The organism is Leifsonia sp. RCC_180 (assembly GCF_058138205.1).
Genome location: NZ_CP200340.1, coordinates 2,038,438 through 2,054,802, shown reverse-complemented (window position 1 = coordinate 2,054,802; position 16,365 = coordinate 2,038,438). Strand labels below are relative to the sequence as shown.

The window sequence follows — 16,365 nt, the reverse complement described above, 5'->3', positions numbered from 1 at the left end:
CCCGAATGGGGGGTGTTCGATCCATGGAGAAGATCAGGTACGTGAGGTAAACTCAGTGATTTTGTTCGCCATTCCGCCGAACCTCGTGTTAGCGTCTCTCCAATCCGCGCAGAAGGCCTGGTCTCACCTCTGTGTTTTTCTGTTCGCGAACTATCAGTATTGGAAGACAGTCCATGGTCCGCAAGGCCAGACACCGCCTCACCAACACCGCAAAATCCCCCGCCCCCCGAATCTCACCCCGCAACATCCTGGTCGCCTCGACCTCGACACTGGCCATCGCCGGTCTCGCGGTCGTCGGCCTGCCGGCGATCACTGCGTCTGCTGCACCCTCCAACTACGTCGTCGGGAGCCCCCTGGTCTCCGACGACTTCTCGCGCGTCATGGCGAGTGGATGGGGCAGCGCACCGATCGGCGGCGCCTACAAGACGTCGGGCGCTTCGGCCTTCTCGGCCACCGGAAGCGCAGGCAGCATGGCGCTACCGCGTCCGGGCACGTCGCTGACCGCGGCCCTGCCGTCGGTCACGGCGGCCGATGTCACCACCTCGGCGACGATCGACATTCCGCGCCTGCCCACCGGCGGGAACGGCCTCTTCGCCGGCGTCCAGACCCGCGTCTCCGGCGGCTCCTATTACCAGGCCAACGTCCGCGTGAACGCGGCCGGTGCCCTGACGCTGACGATCCTCCGGATCAACGGCTCCACCGCCGACCAGACGACGGTCGGCAAGGAGATCCGCGTCGCGACCGGCCTGAAGCCGGGCGCCTCCGTGCGCCTCGAGTTCCAGGCGACCGGGTCCAACCCCGTCCACCTGCAGGCGCGTGCCTGGCTCGACGGCCAGAGCACTCCCAACTGGCAGGCCGTCGCGGACGACTCCAGCGCGAAGCGTCTCACCGCGTCGGGCACGCTCGCTGCGTGGTCGTACGTCTCCGGGTCGACGGCCGCAGAGCCGGTCGCGTTCGACTCGCTGACCGGGGCGACGCTGAAGCCGGTCGACCAGACGCCGACGCCGACGCCGACCCCCACGACGACGCCGACGCAGACGCCCACCCCGACGCCGACGCCGAGCCAGCCGGCAGAGCCGACTCAGCCGACTCAGCCGACGCCGCCGGTCACCGACCCGACGCCGGCCGATCCGGCCCCCGCAGGCGACCCGAGCATCGACACCTCCGGTACGCGGTTCGCGACCGGGGCTGCCGCTATCGGCACGACCTCGTACCCGGTGCCCTCTGGCGCCATCGTGGTCGCTCCGAACGGTTCGGACAGCGCGGCCGGCAACGCGTCGGCCCCGTTCCGCACCGTCCAGCACGCGATCGACGCAGCCCCGAGCGGCGCGACCATCGTGCTGCGAGAAGGCAACTACCACGAGTCGCTGACGGTCCCCGGTAACAAGAAGCTGACCATCCAGTCGTACCCGAAGGAGGCCGCCTACCTCGACGGCAGCTCCGTCGTGAGCGGCTGGGCGCAGAGCGGCTCGACCTGGGTCGCCGGCAACTGGAACCACGTCTTCGACTCGAGCCCCACGTACGACCGGGGATCGGGCGACAGCACGACTCCGGGTTGGCAGTGGCTGAACTCGTCGTACCCGATGGCCGCCCACCCCGACCAGGTGTGGATCGGCTCGGCTGCGCAGCAGCAGGTGGCGAGCCGTTCGCAGGTTCGCGCTGGCACGTTCTTCTACGACACCGGCGCCAAGCAGCTCGTGCTCGGCACCAACCCGGGCGGCCAGCAGGTGCGCGCCAGTGACCTCCAGAAGGCCATCAGCGTCGGCTCCGCCGGCTTCACGCTGAAGGGCGTCGGCGTCCGCCGCTACGCTCCCTCGGTGCCCGACATGGGCACGGTCACGGCGTACAAGGGCGGCGCGCTGTTCGAGAACGTCGCGTTCACGGACAACGCCACGACCGGCGTCTCGCTCGGTGGTGACGGCAACACGCTGCGTTCGGTCACGGCCGCCCGCAACGGTCTGCTCGGTGTGCACGCCAACGGCTCCGACCACCTGACCCTCGACCACGTGCTGGCCGCGGGGAACAACGCGGAGCACTTCAACACCTCGCCCGTCTCGGGAGGCGTGAAGATCACCCGGTCGCGCATCATCGATGTCCGCAACAGCGCGTTCGTTCGCAACCAGTCGCACGGCCTGTGGATGGACGAGTCGGTGTACGGCATGACCATCTCGCACAACGACTCCATCGGCAACGCCGGCAACGGCATCGTGCTGGAGATCTCGGCGAACGCGTCCCTCGTGGACAACGTCTCGTCGCGCAACACCTCCGCCGGCATCAAGCTGAACGACATCAGTAACGCCAAGGTCTGGAACAACACGCTGAGCGACAACGCCCGGAACCTGGACATCACCCAGGACTCGCGGCGCGGGAACAACGCGTCGGACGCCGGCCACGACCCGCGGCAGGCATTCCCGGACCCGACGATGACCTGGATCACCGGTCCCACCACGATCCGGAACAACATCATCTCCGGTGGCTCGGGCAACTGCCTGCTCTGCGTCGAGGACTACTCGCACCAGTACTCGGCCGAGCGCCTGCAGGTGTCCAGCGACTACAACGTGTACCGCCGCACCTCCGCATCCTCGCCCAGCTGGGCGGTGATCTGGTCCCGCGGAGCCGGCGACCCGGCCGTGTACTCGACCTTCTCGGCGTTCACCGCGGCCACCGGCCAGGAGGCGCACTCGACGGTCAACGAGAACGCACCGTCGCTCGCACCCTCCCAGCTGCTGGCGTCTGTGACGGGCGCGGCCACCGGGCTCCCGGCGGACCTCGCGTCGCTCATCGGCAAGCCGGCCGGATCCGTCCACGTCGGCGCCTGGTGATCACGCGCTGATCACCGGGTGACTGGAACTCCGGTCGTCTCTACAGCACGTCCCCTCGGCCGTCGCCGGGCACTTCAGCCCGGCGGCGGCCGAGGTCGTGTGTGACGTACCAGAGGTTGGGGATCACCTGGCAGAGGGCAACGCTTATGGCGGAGCCGACGATGGGTCCGCCCGCGCCGATGACGCCGATCAGCCACCACGACAGCACGAGGTTGAGCGGCACGCTGGCGAGGATCGGCCACACCTGGAACGTGAGCCCGCGCTTGTCGGTCATGTACATGCCGGCCGGGTACTTCGCGGCCTGCAGGGCGACGAACACGACGAACCCGCCGACCAGCCACGGGTCGAGGGTGAAGCGGTCGCCCGCGATGAAGTGCGTGAGGTACGGCGAGATCGCCGCGAGCGCGAGGCCGAGGCCCAGGCCGCCGGCGAGGAACCACAGCGTCGGCTTCATCGGCGACTCGATGCGCGACTCCGAGCGCGCCTTCGCGTAGATCGGCCAGAGCGCGATGCCCGCCGCGGCGATCGTCTGAACGACCAGGCCGAACAACTGGGATGCGAGGTTGTACTGCGCGAGCTCGGTGCCGGTGGTGAGGTGGCTGAGCAGGAGCCGGTCGGTCTGCATCGCGATCGGGAGGGCGATCATCTGCACGAGCATCGGCCAGGCGACGCCCATGGCCGGGACCCCGGGATAGCGCCGTGGGAACGGCACCTCGCGGAGCGCCTTCCCGATCTGCGGGCGGATCATGCGCGCTGCGAGCAGGAGGCAGATGAACGACGCCAGTCCGTTCGCGATGTAGGAGAGCACCGCGAGGAAGCTCCCGGCCGGCGCCGACAGGGCGACGAGGGTGGCGAGGCCGAGGAACATCGCGGGCGCGACGACCGCCTGGCTGGCGGTCTGCAGACTGGTGCGGCCGAGGCCGACGAGCACGCGCGAGCCGACCGTCAGGGGCAGGACGAGCGCGAACGTCCCCAGGCAGAGGAACGCCGCGAGGCTGCCGCCGTCGGGCAGCAGGGCGCCGCCCAGGATGACCGGCCACCAGCCGAGGACAGAGATCACGATGCCGACGCCGACGATCGCGGCAGCGGAGGTGAGCAGGATGCGGAACGCCGTCACGATGGTGCTGCGCACCAGGCGGTCGGACGCCGGCTTGTCGGATCCCGCGACGGCGTTGATGACGACCGCCGCGATCCCGAGATCGGCGAACGGCAGCAGCGCGGGCAGTGCGGCCAGCAGGCCGTACTGCGCGTAGGCGTCGGTGCCGAAGTTCTGGATGATGAGCCGGCTGTTGACGATGCCGATCAGGCCCGACAGACCCATGACAACGACTTTGATGACGGCCGTCGAGCCGACGGCGCGCACCATCCCGTGCTTGCGCGGGGCCTTGACGGTGGTCATGCGGTCGGCCGGTCGTCGAAGAGCGCGCGGCCGGCAGCGATGCGACCGTCGACTCGCGGCAGCGCCGAACGGATGTCCGCCGTGCTGCGGTGACGGCCGAGGGCGGCGTCCACCCCGTCGGCGATCCGCGCGGCGTCGGCGTCACCGGGGAGGACGAGGTGGCCGGCATCGATGAGGAACTCGGCGATGCCGGTCTCGGAGGTCGTGACCACCTCGCAGCCGTGAGCGAGCGCCTCCACCAGCGGCAGGCCGATCTGCTCCCGCCAGCCGCCGACGCGGCGAGAGGGCAGCACGAGCACGTGCGCGCGCAACAGTTCGGTGTGGATGACGTCGCGGGGCGGGTCGACGATCAGCCGGATGGACGGGTCCTCCGCTGCGGCGGCCTCCGCCTGCTCCAGCATCCCGCCCGACCCGATGAGGGTCAGCGTGGCGCCCCCCCGCCGGGAGCGGATCGCCGGCCAGGCGGCGAGCACGTCGCCGAAGCCCTTTCGCGGTGAGAACGAGCCGAGGAAGACGACGCCGTCGGGGTCGCGCAGCACCGTCCGTCCCTCGTCGCAGTGGCACGGGCTGGGCAGCGCTTCGACCGTCAGCTGGCGCCGGGGCCGGCGGGCGAACCGCTCGCCGTAGAGGTCGCGGGCGCCCGGCGTGCCGTAGACCACGGTGTCGAGCCGGTGCCAGATGTAGGAGGAGAGCATCCGCTCGAGGGTGCGACGGATGCGGCTGCGCAGGCGCGGCGGCCGGGCGGCGAACGGGTCTAGGTTCTCGATCGCGTAGGTCGCGACCTGGGCACGCGGGGCGCCGAAGAGACGCTTCAGTCCGAGCGCGGCGAGCATCGCCGCCGTGCGGGGCAGGGAATCCAGGTACAGCGGCTCGTCCACCTCGACGCGGGTGATCCGGCTGCGCAGCGCGATCCGCGCCGCGCCGAGGGTGCCCGCCTGGGCGAGCTCGATGCCGGTGGCGAGCTGCGGGTCGAAGTCGTACCGCTTGACGCGGTACACGATGGCCGCGGGGTCGAGCTCGTGGGCACGTTCGAGGTGCACGCTGCGCACCTGGTCGTACAGTCGCACGTGCTGGTGGTGAAGGGTTGGCGCTTCAGTCGCCACGGGCCGCTCCGGGTCTGCTCGGGGCCGTCGAGTCGGGTGTCGGGCCTCTTGAGCCGAGTTTAGGGAGCCCGGCGTCAAATAACGAGACATTCTCACAAATGCACCCAGTCTTGGGGGTGAGTGCTGGCTCTGGATGCGTACCGCCCCTAAAGTTGGTCGCACCATGACCGAGCCCGAGCGAATCGTCGTCCAGCAGTCCTTCCCCGATCCGAGGCCCACGACCAACCCGTACATCGTGATGCTGCGTGACGCCCTCGCGGCCACCCCCGGGCTCGAAGTGCGCACGTTCTCCTGGAAGCGCGCCCTCCTCGGCCGGTACGACGTGTTCCACGCGCACTGGCCCGAGATCCTGGTCGCGGGGCAGAGCCCGCTGAAGGCCCTGGTCCGGCAGGGGTTGACGGCCGTGCTCCTCCTCAAGCTGCGACTGACGCGGACCCCGATCGTGCGGACCGTGCACAACCTTCACCTGCCCGAGGGCATCTCGCGACGGGAACGCGCGCTGCTCCGCTGGTTCGACCGGTGGACGGCACTGCGCATCCGGCTCAACCCGACGACGCCCTTCGCGGCGGACGCGGCGTACGAGACGATCCTCCACGGCGACTACCGGGAATGGTTCGGCCGCTATCCGAGGCCCGGACGCGAGCGCGGCCGACTCGGCTACTTCGGCCTCATCCGCCGGTATAAGGGAGTGGAGCAGCTGCTCGAAGTCTTCGCGCAGACGCCGGGGGACGACCTGCGGCTGACCGTCGCGGGCAAGCCGTCCAGCGACGAGCTGGCGGCCACCGTCCGCGAGCTCGCAGACCTCGACCCGCGGGTGCGCGTGCAGCTGGCTTTCCTGCAGGATGCGGAACTCGCCGACGTCGTCGGCCGCAGCGAGCTGATCGTGCTGCCGTACCGCGACATGCATAACTCCGGCGGCGTTCTGACCGCGCTGTCGCTCGACCGGCCGGTGCTCGTGCCGGACAACGAGACGACCGCCGCGCTCGCCGACGAGGTCGGACAGCAGTGGGTGCAGCGCTATGCGGAGCTGACGCCCGAGGTGCTCCGGGATGCGGTGGCGCGGGCGGCCGGCGTGGACGGGCATCCGGACCTGAGCGCCCGGTCGTGGTCGGACACCGGACCGCAGCACGAGGCGGCGTACCGGCGGGCGATCTCGCTGGTACGGCGCGGACGCACCGCCGGACAGCGAGCCGCGCGCGAGCCGATCAGCTCCTGAAGCTCGCCTCCCGGACGAGCCGTCCCTTCGCCGCGGCTTCTCCGAGCGAGGTGAAGCGGAGGCCGCGGGCCGCGTAGCCGGCGGTCACCTCGGACAGCAGAGCGCCGTGGTCGAGCCGCGGAGCCGGTCCGTCGTCGACGCCGTCGACCGCGTCGGCGTGACCGTCGTGGCCGAGGATGATCGCGCCCCGGTCGGCGGCCAGCGCCAGGCGCATCCGCTCGTCGTGCGGGGCATCGCGCCAGTCGGCGAGGGTGGGTCCCCACAACACCGGCTCCATGCCTGCCGCCTTCACTGCGCGCCAGGAGCGGAGGCTCTGTGCGCCGTACGGCGGACGGAACCAGCGGATGTGCCGCCCCGTCAGGTCTTCGAGCTCTGCTCGGGAGTCGCGCATCCGGCCGGAGAGGGTCTCCGGCGGGACGGTCGTCAGCCGGCGATGATCGGGTCCGTGCAGGGCGACCTCGTGACCCGCCCCGAGGATGTCGTCGAGCAGTCCCGGGTCGCGCCGGGTCCGCGTCAGCAGGACGAAGAACGTCGCTGTCGCGCCGGCATCCGCCAGCGCTTGAAGCACACCGGCCGTGCGGAAGGACGGTCCGTCATCGAACGTCGCTACGACGACCGGCTCCTCGGTGCGGACGCGCATCACCGAACCGAACGGGCCGCCGACACGACGGACGAAGGCGACCGCCCGGTTTCTCGCGCTCACGCCTCAGACCCGTCGGTCGGGCGGGCGTACTCCTGGTAGACACCGCCGAACGCCGCCCACACCATCCCGGCGCCGCGGTACGCCGCACGGGAGCCGCGGGCCTGATGGCCGGGGGAGCGGAGCACGATTCCGACTGCTGTGCGGGCGACGCCGAGCACGATGCGACCCGCGCCTCCGACCGCGGCGCGGACGCGCGCGAGCAGGGTGCCGATAGGGCCGGACGCCAGCCGGACGGTGACGACGGCGGCCGAGTTGCCGTGGCTCCAGGCGCGGCGGAGCACCCAGCGGCGGCTGATGCGCGCGGCCGGGACGAGGTCGGTGATCACGGACTCGTTGCACCACACCATCCGGTAGCCGGCGCGGGCGAGCTGCCTGCTGAACAGGGTGTCCTCGCCGCCGCTCAGCCCGAGGTCGAGCGCGAACCGCAGACCGCTCTCGCGCACCTGGTCGAGATCGAGGAGCAGGTTGCCGGCGGCGGCGACGCTCAGCGGCGTGCCGGTCGGCAGGGAGCGGCGCACGAAGAAGCGCCCCTCCTCGATCCACCGGCCGGGTGGACGCTCGAACTCGGCGACGACGCGGCCTGCGACCAGTGCGGGCTCCGAGATGCGCCAGACGCGGATCAGCTCGCGCAGCCAGCCGGGATGCGGGTGCTCGTCATCGTCGATGAAGGCCAGGAGACGTGAGTCCGCGCTCTCGTCGAGCGCACGGTTGCGGGCAGCGGCGATGCCGGGATGCGGCTCGACGACGTACCGGACGCCCGCCTCCTCGGCCGCGACTCGACCGCTCGCGCCCGGGTCGTTGTCGATCACCAGGACCGAGGTCTCCGTCGCGCCCGCCGCATCCACCTCGTCCGCCTGGGCGCGCAGCATCGGCAGCAGGACGCGTAGCTCGTCGGGACGGTGGAACGTCGGCACGGCGATCGTCACGGGCAGGCGCTGGTCGGTCATCGAGTACCGGTCCTCGGGTCGGGTGGCGGAGTCACCATGCTCACACAGGTATAGGCTTCACGCCAGCGCCCGGACGGGGGCGGCCGGACGAGGGGGAGCAGGATGACGTTCGACGGGCTCGCCGTGATCGTCGTCGGCTACGGCTCGTCGCGCCTGCTCGAACAGAACCTCGCGCCGCTGACCCGCCGGCTTGACGGCGCGCGCACCATCGTCGTCGACAACCGGACCACCGACGAGGAGCGTCAGACGATGCGCCGCCTCTCCGCCGCGGAGGGCTGGGAGCTCGTCGAGCCGGACGGCAACCTAGGCTTCGGGCTCGGGATGAACGCCGGCGCCGAACGTGCGCTGGCGGAAGGCGCCACCCACCTGCTCCTGCTCAACCCGGACGCCACCATCGAACCGGCCGACGTCGAGACGCTGCGGGCCACCGCAGGCGACGAGCCGCTCGCGCTGCTGGCTCCCCGCATTCTGCGCCCCGATGGCACGGTCTGGTTCGACGGATCCGACCTGCACCTGGCGGATGGACGCATCACGGCGTCCCGCAAGCGCGAGCAGCTCGGGCTGACCGACGTCGAGCAGTGGCTGAGCGGCGCCTGCCTGCTCGTCACCGCGGAGCTGTGGCGAGCGATCGACGGCTTCTGCGACGGCTACTTCCTGTACTGGGAGGATGTCGAGCTCTCGTACCGCGCACGTCGCGCCGGTGGCCGAGTCGAGGTCGTGCCAGAGGCGACGGCGGTGCATGCCGAAGGCGGCACGCAGGGCGACGGGCACGCGACGAGCGGCGAGGCGAAGTCGAGCACCTACTATTACTTCAACATTCGCAACCGCTTGGTGTTCGCATCCCGAAACCTCGACCGGGATGCCGTGAAGCGCTGGAGACGTGCCTCGCTGCCGATCGCGTGGGAGGTGCTGCTGCAGGGTGGGAGGCGCCAATTCCTGCGCTCGCCGGCGCCGCTGTGGGCGGCCTTCCGGGGTGTCCGCGACGGTCTCCGGGCCGCGCGAAACAGCACGTCTCGGTGAACGCCCCCCGAAAAGGGGAGCAACAATTGAGGATTTCTCGTCATAGACTGTGAGGGCAACAGAGACCCGACCCTGGTGCACACCGAAACCGAGATACGCGGAGACTCGCCCGCTGCCACGGTTCCGTTTCCGTCGTCGGGAATCGCCGTACCGACCGACGCGAACGAGAGAAGCCGATGCACACCAGGGGGAAGCGCTCAGGGGATGTGCTCAGCATCGCCATGGTGGGGACGCGCGGCGTTCCCGCCCGCTACGGCGGGTTCGAGACGGCCGTCGAAGAAGTCGGCTCCCGCCTCGCCGAACGCGGGCATCGCGTGGTCGTGTACTGCCGTCCCACGGATGCTGACGGCGCTGGCGATCGCCCCGCGGAGTACCGCGGAATGGAACTCGTCCACAAGGGCGCGCTGCGCCGCCGGTCGCTCGAGACCCTCAGCCACACCGGCCTCTCCGTCGCCCACCTGCTGCGTCACCGGACGGACGCCGCCCTCGTCTTCAACGCCGCCAACTCCCCGTACCTCCCGCTGATCCGTGCAGCGCGCATCCCGGTCGCCACTCACGTCGACGGCCTCGAATGGAAGCGCGACAAGTGGAAGGGCACCGGTCGCCGCTACTACCGGCTCGCGGAGTCGGCCGCCGTGCGCTGGTCCGACGGCCTGATCGCCGACGCCCAGGGGATCGCCGACTACTACCGCGACGAATTCCACGCGGACACCCGGCTGATCGCCTACGGGGCGCCGCGGGTCGCCGACGAGTCGGACCTTCTCGAGGGCCTCGGGCTGCGGCCGCAGGGATACCACCTGCTGGTCGCCCGCTTCGAGCCCGAGAACCATGTCCACACCATCGTCGACGGGTACCGCCGCAGCGGCGCGACCCTTCCCCTGATCGTCGTCGGCTCCGCGCCCTACGCCGACGCGTACACCGCCCAGGTGCACGCGCTCGCCGACGACCGCGTCCGCTTCCTCGGCGGCGTGTGGGACCAGCGCCTGCTCGACCAGCTCTACGCGAACGCCTTCAGCTACCTGCACGGACATTCGGTCGGCGGCACCAACCCGTCCCTCCTCCGCGCGATCGGGGCGGGAGCGCCGACGCTCGCCTACGACGTGGTCTTCAACCGCGAGGTGCTGGGAGCCGCAGGCGGCTACTTCACCACGGAGGGCGACGCCGCGCGCGTGATCGAGACGGCCGAGGCCGACCCGGCCGGGCATCCCGGCCGCCGCGAGGCCACCCGGCAGCGCGCCGCCGCCTACGACTGGGACGACGTGGCCGACAAGTACGAAGCCCTCTGCCGAGACCTCGCCGACGGCGTGCAGGTCCGCACCAGGCGCCCGTTCACGGCGCAGCGCATCGGCGCCGAGCGACCGCGGCTGACCGGAGAGGCGGTGGAGTCATGACCGGCGGCACCCTCGACGGCGGGAGCGCCCGCGAGTCCTACGGCTCTGTGCTGCGACGGCTCGCCGCCGCCCAGAAGCCCGCCGCCCGCAGCGCCCCCGCGTACTCCCGGTTCGTCAACAGGCGGCTCGGGCGCTACCTCACCGCGTGGGCGTTCCGCGCCGGACTCACTCCCAACGGCGTCACCGCCATCAGCGCGGTGTGGACGTTTGCTGCGCTCATCCTGCTCGTCGTCTTCCCGCCGTCGTGGATCCTCGGCATCGGTGTGGCGATCATGCTGCTCGTCGGCTACGCCTTCGACAGCGCCGACGGTCAGCTCTCCCGCCTTACCGGGCGCAGCAGCCCGGCAGGGGAGTGGCTCGACCACATGGTGGATGCCACCAAGGTCGTCAGCATGCCGCTGGCGCTCGGTCTCGGCTTCTACCTCCACTCATCCACCCCGGTGGCGTGGCTGATCGTCCCGCTGATCTCGACCATCGTCTCGTCGGTGCTGTTCTTCGGCATGATCCTCACGGAGCAGCTCCGCCGGCAGCACGGCCGGGTCTCGCTCGCCACCGACGCCCCCGGGCGCCCGTCGTGGATGCGCGCCGTGCTCGTCCTCCCGATGGACTACGGCGTGCTGTGCCTGTCCTTCGTCCTGCTGGGCTGGCTGCCCGGTTTCCTCGTTCTGTACACCCTCATCGTCCTTGCGACGACGCTCTTCCTGTTCGCCGCAGCAGTCAGCTGGTTCCGCGAACTCCGCTCCGAAGGAGACCGGCCATGACATCCGACGACCCGACCCAGAAGCTGCCCACCCCGGACGAGACGCCGGAGAAGAAGAGCGGATGGTCGCGCAAGCGCATCGGCCTCGTCGCGCTCGCCACGGTCGGCGGTCTCGCGATCATCGCCGCGATCGTCATCGCGTCCGTCTACACGTTCTCCCGCCCGGCCGGCGGCCCCGTCGCGAACGCGCTGAAGCCGGCCGCCTCGCAGCTGCCGCACCCCAGCGACAGCGGAACGGCCGGCGCAACGCCTGGCGCAACGCCCTCGGCCGGAGCGACCGACGCTCCGTCGTCACCCGCTCCGGCGAAACCCGGCGAGCTGGATGCGCGCTTCGGCGGCGTCGTCGCCCAGACGGCCGAGGTGAAGAAGGACGTCAAGACGCCGTCCGGGCTCACCGCGAACGTCGTCTCGGTCGAGTCGTACACCGCAACCGCGAAGCGCGCTGGCGAGGTCAGCGGACCCGCCGTCAAGGTGACGCTGCGGCTCACCAACGGCACCGGCAGCGCATTTCCCGTCTCGACGGCGGGCGTGAACGCCTACTACGGTTCGGGTACGACGCCCGCATCGCCGGTCGCGAACGACCCGGCCGCGAAGCCGTTCACCGGATCGCTTGCGCCGGGCGCATCCACGACCGCTGTGTACGTCTTCACCGTTCCTGCTGACCAGGATGCGAAGGTCACCGTAACCTTGAGCGATCAGGCGGGCGCACAGCTCGTGGTGTTCCAGTGATCGCTCCGGCGACCGGCGAGGAGATCCGATGAACTCGAAGCAGTACGCGCAGGCGTTCCGCCGGTTCTGGTACGTCGTCGTCATCGCCACGATCGCGGGGGCGCTCCTCGGTTTCGGACTCTCGCAGCTCGCCACCAAGAGCTACACGGCGACCTCCGGTCTCTACTTCTCGCTCAACTTCGGCGGCTCGGCCAACGACCTGAGCCAGGGCTCCACCTACACGCAGAACCAGATGCTGTCCTTCGCGCAGCTGGCCGAATCCCCCGTGGTGCTGAAGCCCGTCGTCGACCAGCTCGACCTGTCCATCTCGCCCGGCCAGCTCGCCGACGCGATCTCGGTGAGCACGCCGCAGAACACGGTCATCCTCGAACTCGCGGTGACGGACACGAACCCCAAAAAAGCCGCAGACATCGCGAACGCGGTGGCAGCGAGCCTGTCGAGCACGGTGGAGCAGATCGCGCCGAAGACCGCGCAGGGCGCTGCGACCGTCTCCGTCCGCGTGATCGAGCACGCCTCGCCGCCGAAGTTCGCGTCGTCGCCGAACACCCGCCTCAACGTCCTCTCCGGTCTGCTGCTCGGCCTCATCGCCGGCGCGCTCATCGTCGTCCTCCGGGCGACCTTCGACACCGGCGTGCACAACGCCGAGACGGCCACAGAGGTCGCGAAGGCCCCGCTGGTCGGATCCATCCAGCGCGAACGCAACAAGGACGGCGTCCCTGTGCTCGTCTCCGCACCGCTCTCGAATGCGGCGGAGGCCTACCGGCAGCTGCGGTCCAATCTGGAGTTCGTGACCCTCGGCTCTCCGACGCGGTCGTTCGTGATCACGTCGTCGATCCCCTCAGAGGGCAAGTCGCTGATCTCCTCCAACCTGGCGCTGGCCCTGTCGGAGACCGGTCAGCGCGTGCTCCTCATCGACGCCGACCTGCGGCGCCCGACCATCGCGACGTACACGACGCTGCCCGGCAACGCGGGACTGACCTCGGTGCTCGCCGGGCGAGCGGACTTCGAGGATGTCGTGCAGCGCTGGGGTGCGGGCGACCTCGATGTGCTGGCCGCCGGTCCCATCCCGCCCAACCCGAGCGAGCTGCTCTCGTCGCGTGCGATGAGCGACCTGCTGGAGAAGCTGCGCGCGCGGTACGACGTGATCGTGATCGACACCGCGCCGCTCGGCTCGGTCGCCGACGCATCCATCCTCGCCCGCCAGGTCGACGGTGCGCTCGTCGTCGTCGACCGCACCCGGGTGCGCAAGCAGCAGCTCGCGCAGACCGTGGACTCCCTGCAGAAGTCGGGAGCGGCCGTCCTCGGCATCGTGCTCAACCGGGTCGCCGCGGGCAAGGAGCGCAACGCGTACTACGTCGCCGAGCCGACGCAGCGGCGCCTCGGGCTTCCTGGGCGTAAGGGTGCGGCGGACGGCGACAAGCCCTCGACCGGCACCGAGGGCGCCGAAGCGACCGGTACCGCTGAAGCGACCAGTGCCGCCGGCGACACCGGCACCGCCGGCGACGCGGCCCACACGCACTCCGCATCCTGACCCTCATGGACTTCCTGAGCGGCGCCCTCGTCGACCGGATGCTACTGCTGGCGGTGGCGGTGGGCGTCGCGGCGCTCGGCTTCCTGGTCCTCCGCCGCTCGCCGAAGCTCGCCGTCGCCACCTGGATCGTCGTGCTGTGCTTCGCGCCGATCTGGGCTGGCTTCGGCATCGGCTTCAACGGCAACTACTACCTGCCGCCTGCATCCGCCGCCGCCTTCCTCGTGGTCGCAGCGCTGCTGCCGATCCGCCGCTTCCGGCTGAGTTGGATGGACGCGCTGATGACGCTCGTCGTCGTCGCCGCGCTGTGCTCCATCCTGGTCGGCAATGCGGGCATCGCGCTGGGCGCCGCGATCATCGTGGTCACCTACTTCGTCGCCGGCTACATCGTCGGCCGGGTAGCTCCGCTGCGTGTCGACCCGGCGTGGGTGCACGGCGCGATCGCCGTGACCTTCACGATTGTGGCCGTGCTGGCGATCATCGAAGGCCTGACGCACTGGAACCCGTTCGTGCTGCTGAAGACCGGCAACTCCCTCTACTCGATCTGGGGAACCATCCAGGAGCGTGGTGGCGTGCCGCGCGCGGAGGGCGCCTTCGGCCACTCCATCGCCCTCGGTGCGAGCCTCGCCATGGCGGTGCCGCTGACGCTGGCGTCGCCGTTCCGGCTCTGGGTGCGCTGCCTCATGGTGCTGACCATGGTCGTGGCCACTGTCTACACCTTCAGCCGCATCGGCATGATCTCGGCCCTCCTCGGCGTCGCGCTGTCCGTGCTGTTCATGCGTGATGCGATCTCGCGCCGCGCGCGCATCGCGATCACGACGGCCGTCGTCATCGTGTCCGCCGTGCTGTTCCCGCTGGTGTCGGCGGTCTTCGACGACGCCGGTTCGGAGGCGACCGAGAGCGCGGACTACCGCGGCGACCTGACCTCCCTGTTCGGGACGATGAACCTGGTCGGAGTCGCCCAGTCGGCGCAGAAGAACTCGGCGGGGTCGCTGTACTTCGGCAACTTCCGTTCGATCGACAGCCAGCTCATCCTCACCGGACTGACGAACGGGTTGATCGTGCTGATCGCCGTCGTCGTCGCGCTGGCGTTCGGCATCCTGCTCGTCGTCCGCGGCAAGGCGTCGCCCGCGACGATCGCGCTGGTGGCGCAGATCCCGGCGTTCGCGACGGTGGCGCTGATCACCCAGTACTCGATCTTCGTGTGGTTCATCGCCGGGCTGGCGGCGACCACGCAGCTCGCGCCCGACTCGAGCCGCCTGCTCGTGCTCGGCCGCCCGCACCGGCGGCTGGAGCCGGCGGCGGCGGGCGCCGCTGGCGCCTCCGGCGCGTCGGCGCCCGCGCCCGACCGCCCCTGACGCGCCCCCGCTCCTGAATACAGGCCCCCGCATCGTAGGAAACCGGCCTCGTCACTCCCGCGTCCGAATCTCCTCCACAACGCATCCCACCCTCCTGAATTCAGGACCGGACGGGACCTGTATTCAGGACGAGGCGGAAGCCGTAAGCGATCGAGTGGTGACAGTATGTCGCCACTCGACGGGCGAAGCAGCAACGAGTCACCACTCGAGGGGCGGCGACGCGGAGCGACGCAGCGTCAGCTGCGGCGCGCGACCCCGCCCACGATCTCCGCGATGCGCTGCCGGTACGACTCGGGGCTGTGCTTGCGCTGGGCATGCTCCACATCCTCCTCGAGGAGGGCGGCGGCGGTGTCCCAGTCGGCGATGGTGCGCTCGAGCGCGTCCGCCAGCGAGGCGACGTCGCCCGGCTCGACGGTGACGGCCGTGTGGTATCCGTCCGTCGCTTCCAGGAGCCCGCTGGTGGCGCTCGCGATGACAGGGCGTCCGCTCAGGATGCCCTCCACCGCCGTGTTGCCGAACGGCTCGTCGGCGACCGAGGGGACGAGCACGACATCCCCCTTGCTGAGGTAGTCCCACACCGAGGGCTGGAACCCGCGGAAGGACACCCGTGACTGGAGGCGCTTCGCCTCCACCTTGTCGCGGAGGTCGCGCTCGTACCATTCGTAACCGGGGAAGACCGCGCCGACCAGGTCGAGGCGGGCCGGGACTCCGCGCGCTTCGAGCTCGGCGATCGCGTCGATCGCGACGTCGACGCCCTTGCGGGGCGACAGTCGGCCGACGTAGGTGACGCGCAGGTCGCCGTCGAGCTCCGTACGGGCCGGGTTGCGGCTCTCGGGTCCGGGGACGGCGTTGTAGACGATCTGGGTGCGCCGGCCGAGCGACGCGAACGCGCTCTCCAGCACGCCGACGCTGAAGCGGCTGTTGGCGATGACGCCCTGCGCGAGCAGCAGCGGGGCCGAGAGGATGCGCTTCACGAGCCGCGAGGCCGTCGCCTCGCCCTCGTGCACGTGGGCGACGACGGGCACGCCCGCCAGCCGGGCCAGTCCGATCCACAGGGGGATGGTGACCGTGTTCACGTACACCGCCGCCGGACGCTCGCGGCGCAGCAGGGCGGCCCCTGCGACGATGCCCCGCGCGGTCGTCGCGGCGAACCGGGCGAAGCCGCGGGGCCGCAGGACGCTCTTGCGGAGCACCGGGGTGACGCACAGCTCGACCCGTGCCCCCCTCCGCCGGAGTTCGGCGACGAGGGGGCCGTCGGCCGGGACGGCCACGAGGACGTCCCAGCCGTGGTCGAGCAGTCCGGTCACCGACTCGAGGAGCACCCGGTCGGAGCCGTACAGCTCCGAACCGGGGTGCGCCACGAGGATGGTGCGGCGAGACCTCCGCACC

The 16,365-nt window shown here is 70.7% G+C and carries 13 protein-coding genes; 8 read left to right on the top strand and 5 right to left on the bottom strand.

Annotated elements, in window-relative coordinates; translation table 11 throughout:
- Positions 1–173: 173 nt before the first annotated feature.
- A complete protein-coding gene (locus tag AB7E03_RS10150; protein ID WP_489941293.1) occupies positions 174–2,822 on the top strand; it encodes a right-handed parallel beta-helix repeat-containing protein in 2,649 nt (882 codons plus the stop codon).
- 40 nt (positions 2,823–2,862) lie between these two features.
- Here AB7E03_RS10150 and AB7E03_RS10145 read toward each other — a convergent pair whose 3' ends face one another.
- Positions 2,863–4,221 carry a lipopolysaccharide biosynthesis protein gene (locus tag AB7E03_RS10145; RefSeq protein ID WP_489941292.1) on the bottom strand — a complete coding sequence of 453 codons (1,359 nt, stop codon included), beginning with the start codon at positions 4,219–4,221 and terminating at the stop codon, positions 2,863–2,865.
- Positions 4,218–5,288, bottom strand: coding sequence for a glycosyltransferase family 4 protein (locus AB7E03_RS10140; RefSeq protein WP_489941291.1), 1,071 nt, complete (start codon positions 5,286–5,288; stop codon positions 4,218–4,220). Before AB7E03_RS10140 ends, AB7E03_RS10145 begins: the two co-directional genes overlap by 4 nt.
- 199 nt (positions 5,289–5,487) lie before the next feature.
- Between AB7E03_RS10140 and AB7E03_RS10135 the strand changes: the two genes are divergently transcribed.
- Positions 5,488–6,540 carry a glycosyltransferase gene (locus AB7E03_RS10135; RefSeq protein ID WP_489941290.1) on the top strand — a complete coding sequence of 351 codons (1,053 nt, stop codon included), beginning with the start codon at positions 5,488–5,490 and terminating at the stop codon, positions 6,538–6,540.
- Here AB7E03_RS10135 and AB7E03_RS10130 read toward each other — a convergent pair.
- Both AB7E03_RS10130 and AB7E03_RS10125 read right to left on the bottom strand, forming a co-directional pair.
- Entirely contained in the window at positions 6,530–7,243 is a 714-nt protein-coding gene (locus AB7E03_RS10130) for a polysaccharide deacetylase family protein (protein ID WP_489941289.1), read from the bottom strand. The two genes, AB7E03_RS10135 and AB7E03_RS10130, sit on opposite strands and share 11 nt — an antisense overlap.
- Positions 7,240–8,190 carry a glycosyltransferase family 2 protein gene (locus tag AB7E03_RS10125; RefSeq protein WP_489941288.1) on the bottom strand — a complete coding sequence of 317 codons (951 nt, stop codon included), beginning with the start codon at positions 8,188–8,190 and terminating at the stop codon, positions 7,240–7,242. Before AB7E03_RS10125 ends, AB7E03_RS10130 begins: the two co-directional genes overlap by 4 nt.
- A 102-nt stretch (positions 8,191–8,292) precedes the next feature.
- Here AB7E03_RS10125 and AB7E03_RS10120 point away from each other — a divergent pair, with 102 nt between their 5' ends.
- From AB7E03_RS10120 to AB7E03_RS10095, 6 genes are all read left to right on the top strand, one after another.
- The gene (locus AB7E03_RS10120) at positions 8,293–9,210 is read left to right on the top strand and encodes a glycosyltransferase family 2 protein (protein ID WP_489941287.1); all 918 of its coding nucleotides are present in this window, start codon (positions 8,293–8,295) and stop codon (positions 9,208–9,210) included.
- Between the two features lie 176 nt (positions 9,211–9,386).
- Entirely contained in the window at positions 9,387–10,601 is a 1,215-nt protein-coding gene (locus tag AB7E03_RS10115) for a DUF1972 domain-containing protein (protein WP_489941286.1), read from the top strand.
- Complete coding sequence (locus tag AB7E03_RS10110) at positions 10,598–11,362, top strand: CDP-alcohol phosphatidyltransferase family protein (protein WP_489941285.1); 765 nt, start codon at positions 10,598–10,600, stop codon at positions 11,360–11,362. Before AB7E03_RS10115 ends, AB7E03_RS10110 begins: the two co-directional genes overlap by 4 nt.
- Positions 11,359–12,090 (top strand): hypothetical protein, encoded by a 732-nt coding sequence (locus AB7E03_RS10105; RefSeq protein WP_489941284.1) that lies wholly within the window; start codon positions 11,359–11,361, stop codon positions 12,088–12,090. The genes AB7E03_RS10110 and AB7E03_RS10105 overlap by 4 nt, the downstream gene beginning before the upstream one ends.
- A gap of 28 nt (positions 12,091–12,118) precedes the next feature.
- Positions 12,119–13,621 (top strand): tyrosine-protein kinase domain-containing protein, encoded by a 1,503-nt coding sequence (locus AB7E03_RS10100; RefSeq protein ID WP_489941283.1) that lies wholly within the window; start codon positions 12,119–12,121, stop codon positions 13,619–13,621.
- Between the two features lie 5 nt (positions 13,622–13,626).
- Positions 13,627–14,976, top strand: coding sequence for a hypothetical protein (locus AB7E03_RS10095; RefSeq protein WP_489941282.1), 1,350 nt, complete (start codon positions 13,627–13,629; stop codon positions 14,974–14,976).
- Positions 14,977–15,212: 236 nt separating this feature from the next.
- On the opposite strand, the gene AB7E03_RS10090 is transcribed toward AB7E03_RS10095, so the two are convergent.
- Entirely contained in the window at positions 15,213–16,364 is a 1,152-nt protein-coding gene (locus AB7E03_RS10090) for a glycosyltransferase family 4 protein (RefSeq protein ID WP_489941281.1), read from the bottom strand.
- Position 16,365: the final 1 nt, after the last annotated feature.

Coding starts and splice junctions, on each gene's coding strand:
- AB7E03_RS10135 (WP_489941290.1), top strand. CDS start 5,488: ATGACCGAGCCCGAGCGAATCGTCGTCCAGCAGTCCTTCCCCGATCCG.
- AB7E03_RS10105 (WP_489941284.1), top strand. CDS start 11,359: ATGACATCCGACGACCCGACCCAGAAGCTGCCCACCCCGGACGAGACG.
- AB7E03_RS10110 (WP_489941285.1), top strand. CDS start 10,598: ATGACCGGCGGCACCCTCGACGGCGGGAGCGCCCGCGAGTCCTACGGC.
- AB7E03_RS10145 (WP_489941292.1), bottom strand. CDS start 4,221: ATGACCACCGTCAAGGCCCCGCGCAAGCACGGGATGGTGCGCGCCGTC.
- AB7E03_RS10150 (WP_489941293.1), top strand. CDS start 174: ATGGTCCGCAAGGCCAGACACCGCCTCACCAACACCGCAAAATCCCCC.
- AB7E03_RS10125 (WP_489941288.1), bottom strand. CDS start 8,190: ATGACCGACCAGCGCCTGCCCGTGACGATCGCCGTGCCGACGTTCCAC.
- AB7E03_RS10095 (WP_489941282.1), top strand. CDS start 13,627: ATGGACTTCCTGAGCGGCGCCCTCGTCGACCGGATGCTACTGCTGGCG.
- AB7E03_RS10115 (WP_489941286.1), top strand. CDS start 9,387: ATGCACACCAGGGGGAAGCGCTCAGGGGATGTGCTCAGCATCGCCATG.
- AB7E03_RS10120 (WP_489941287.1), top strand. CDS start 8,293: ATGACGTTCGACGGGCTCGCCGTGATCGTCGTCGGCTACGGCTCGTCG.
- AB7E03_RS10100 (WP_489941283.1), top strand. CDS start 12,119: ATGAACTCGAAGCAGTACGCGCAGGCGTTCCGCCGGTTCTGGTACGTC.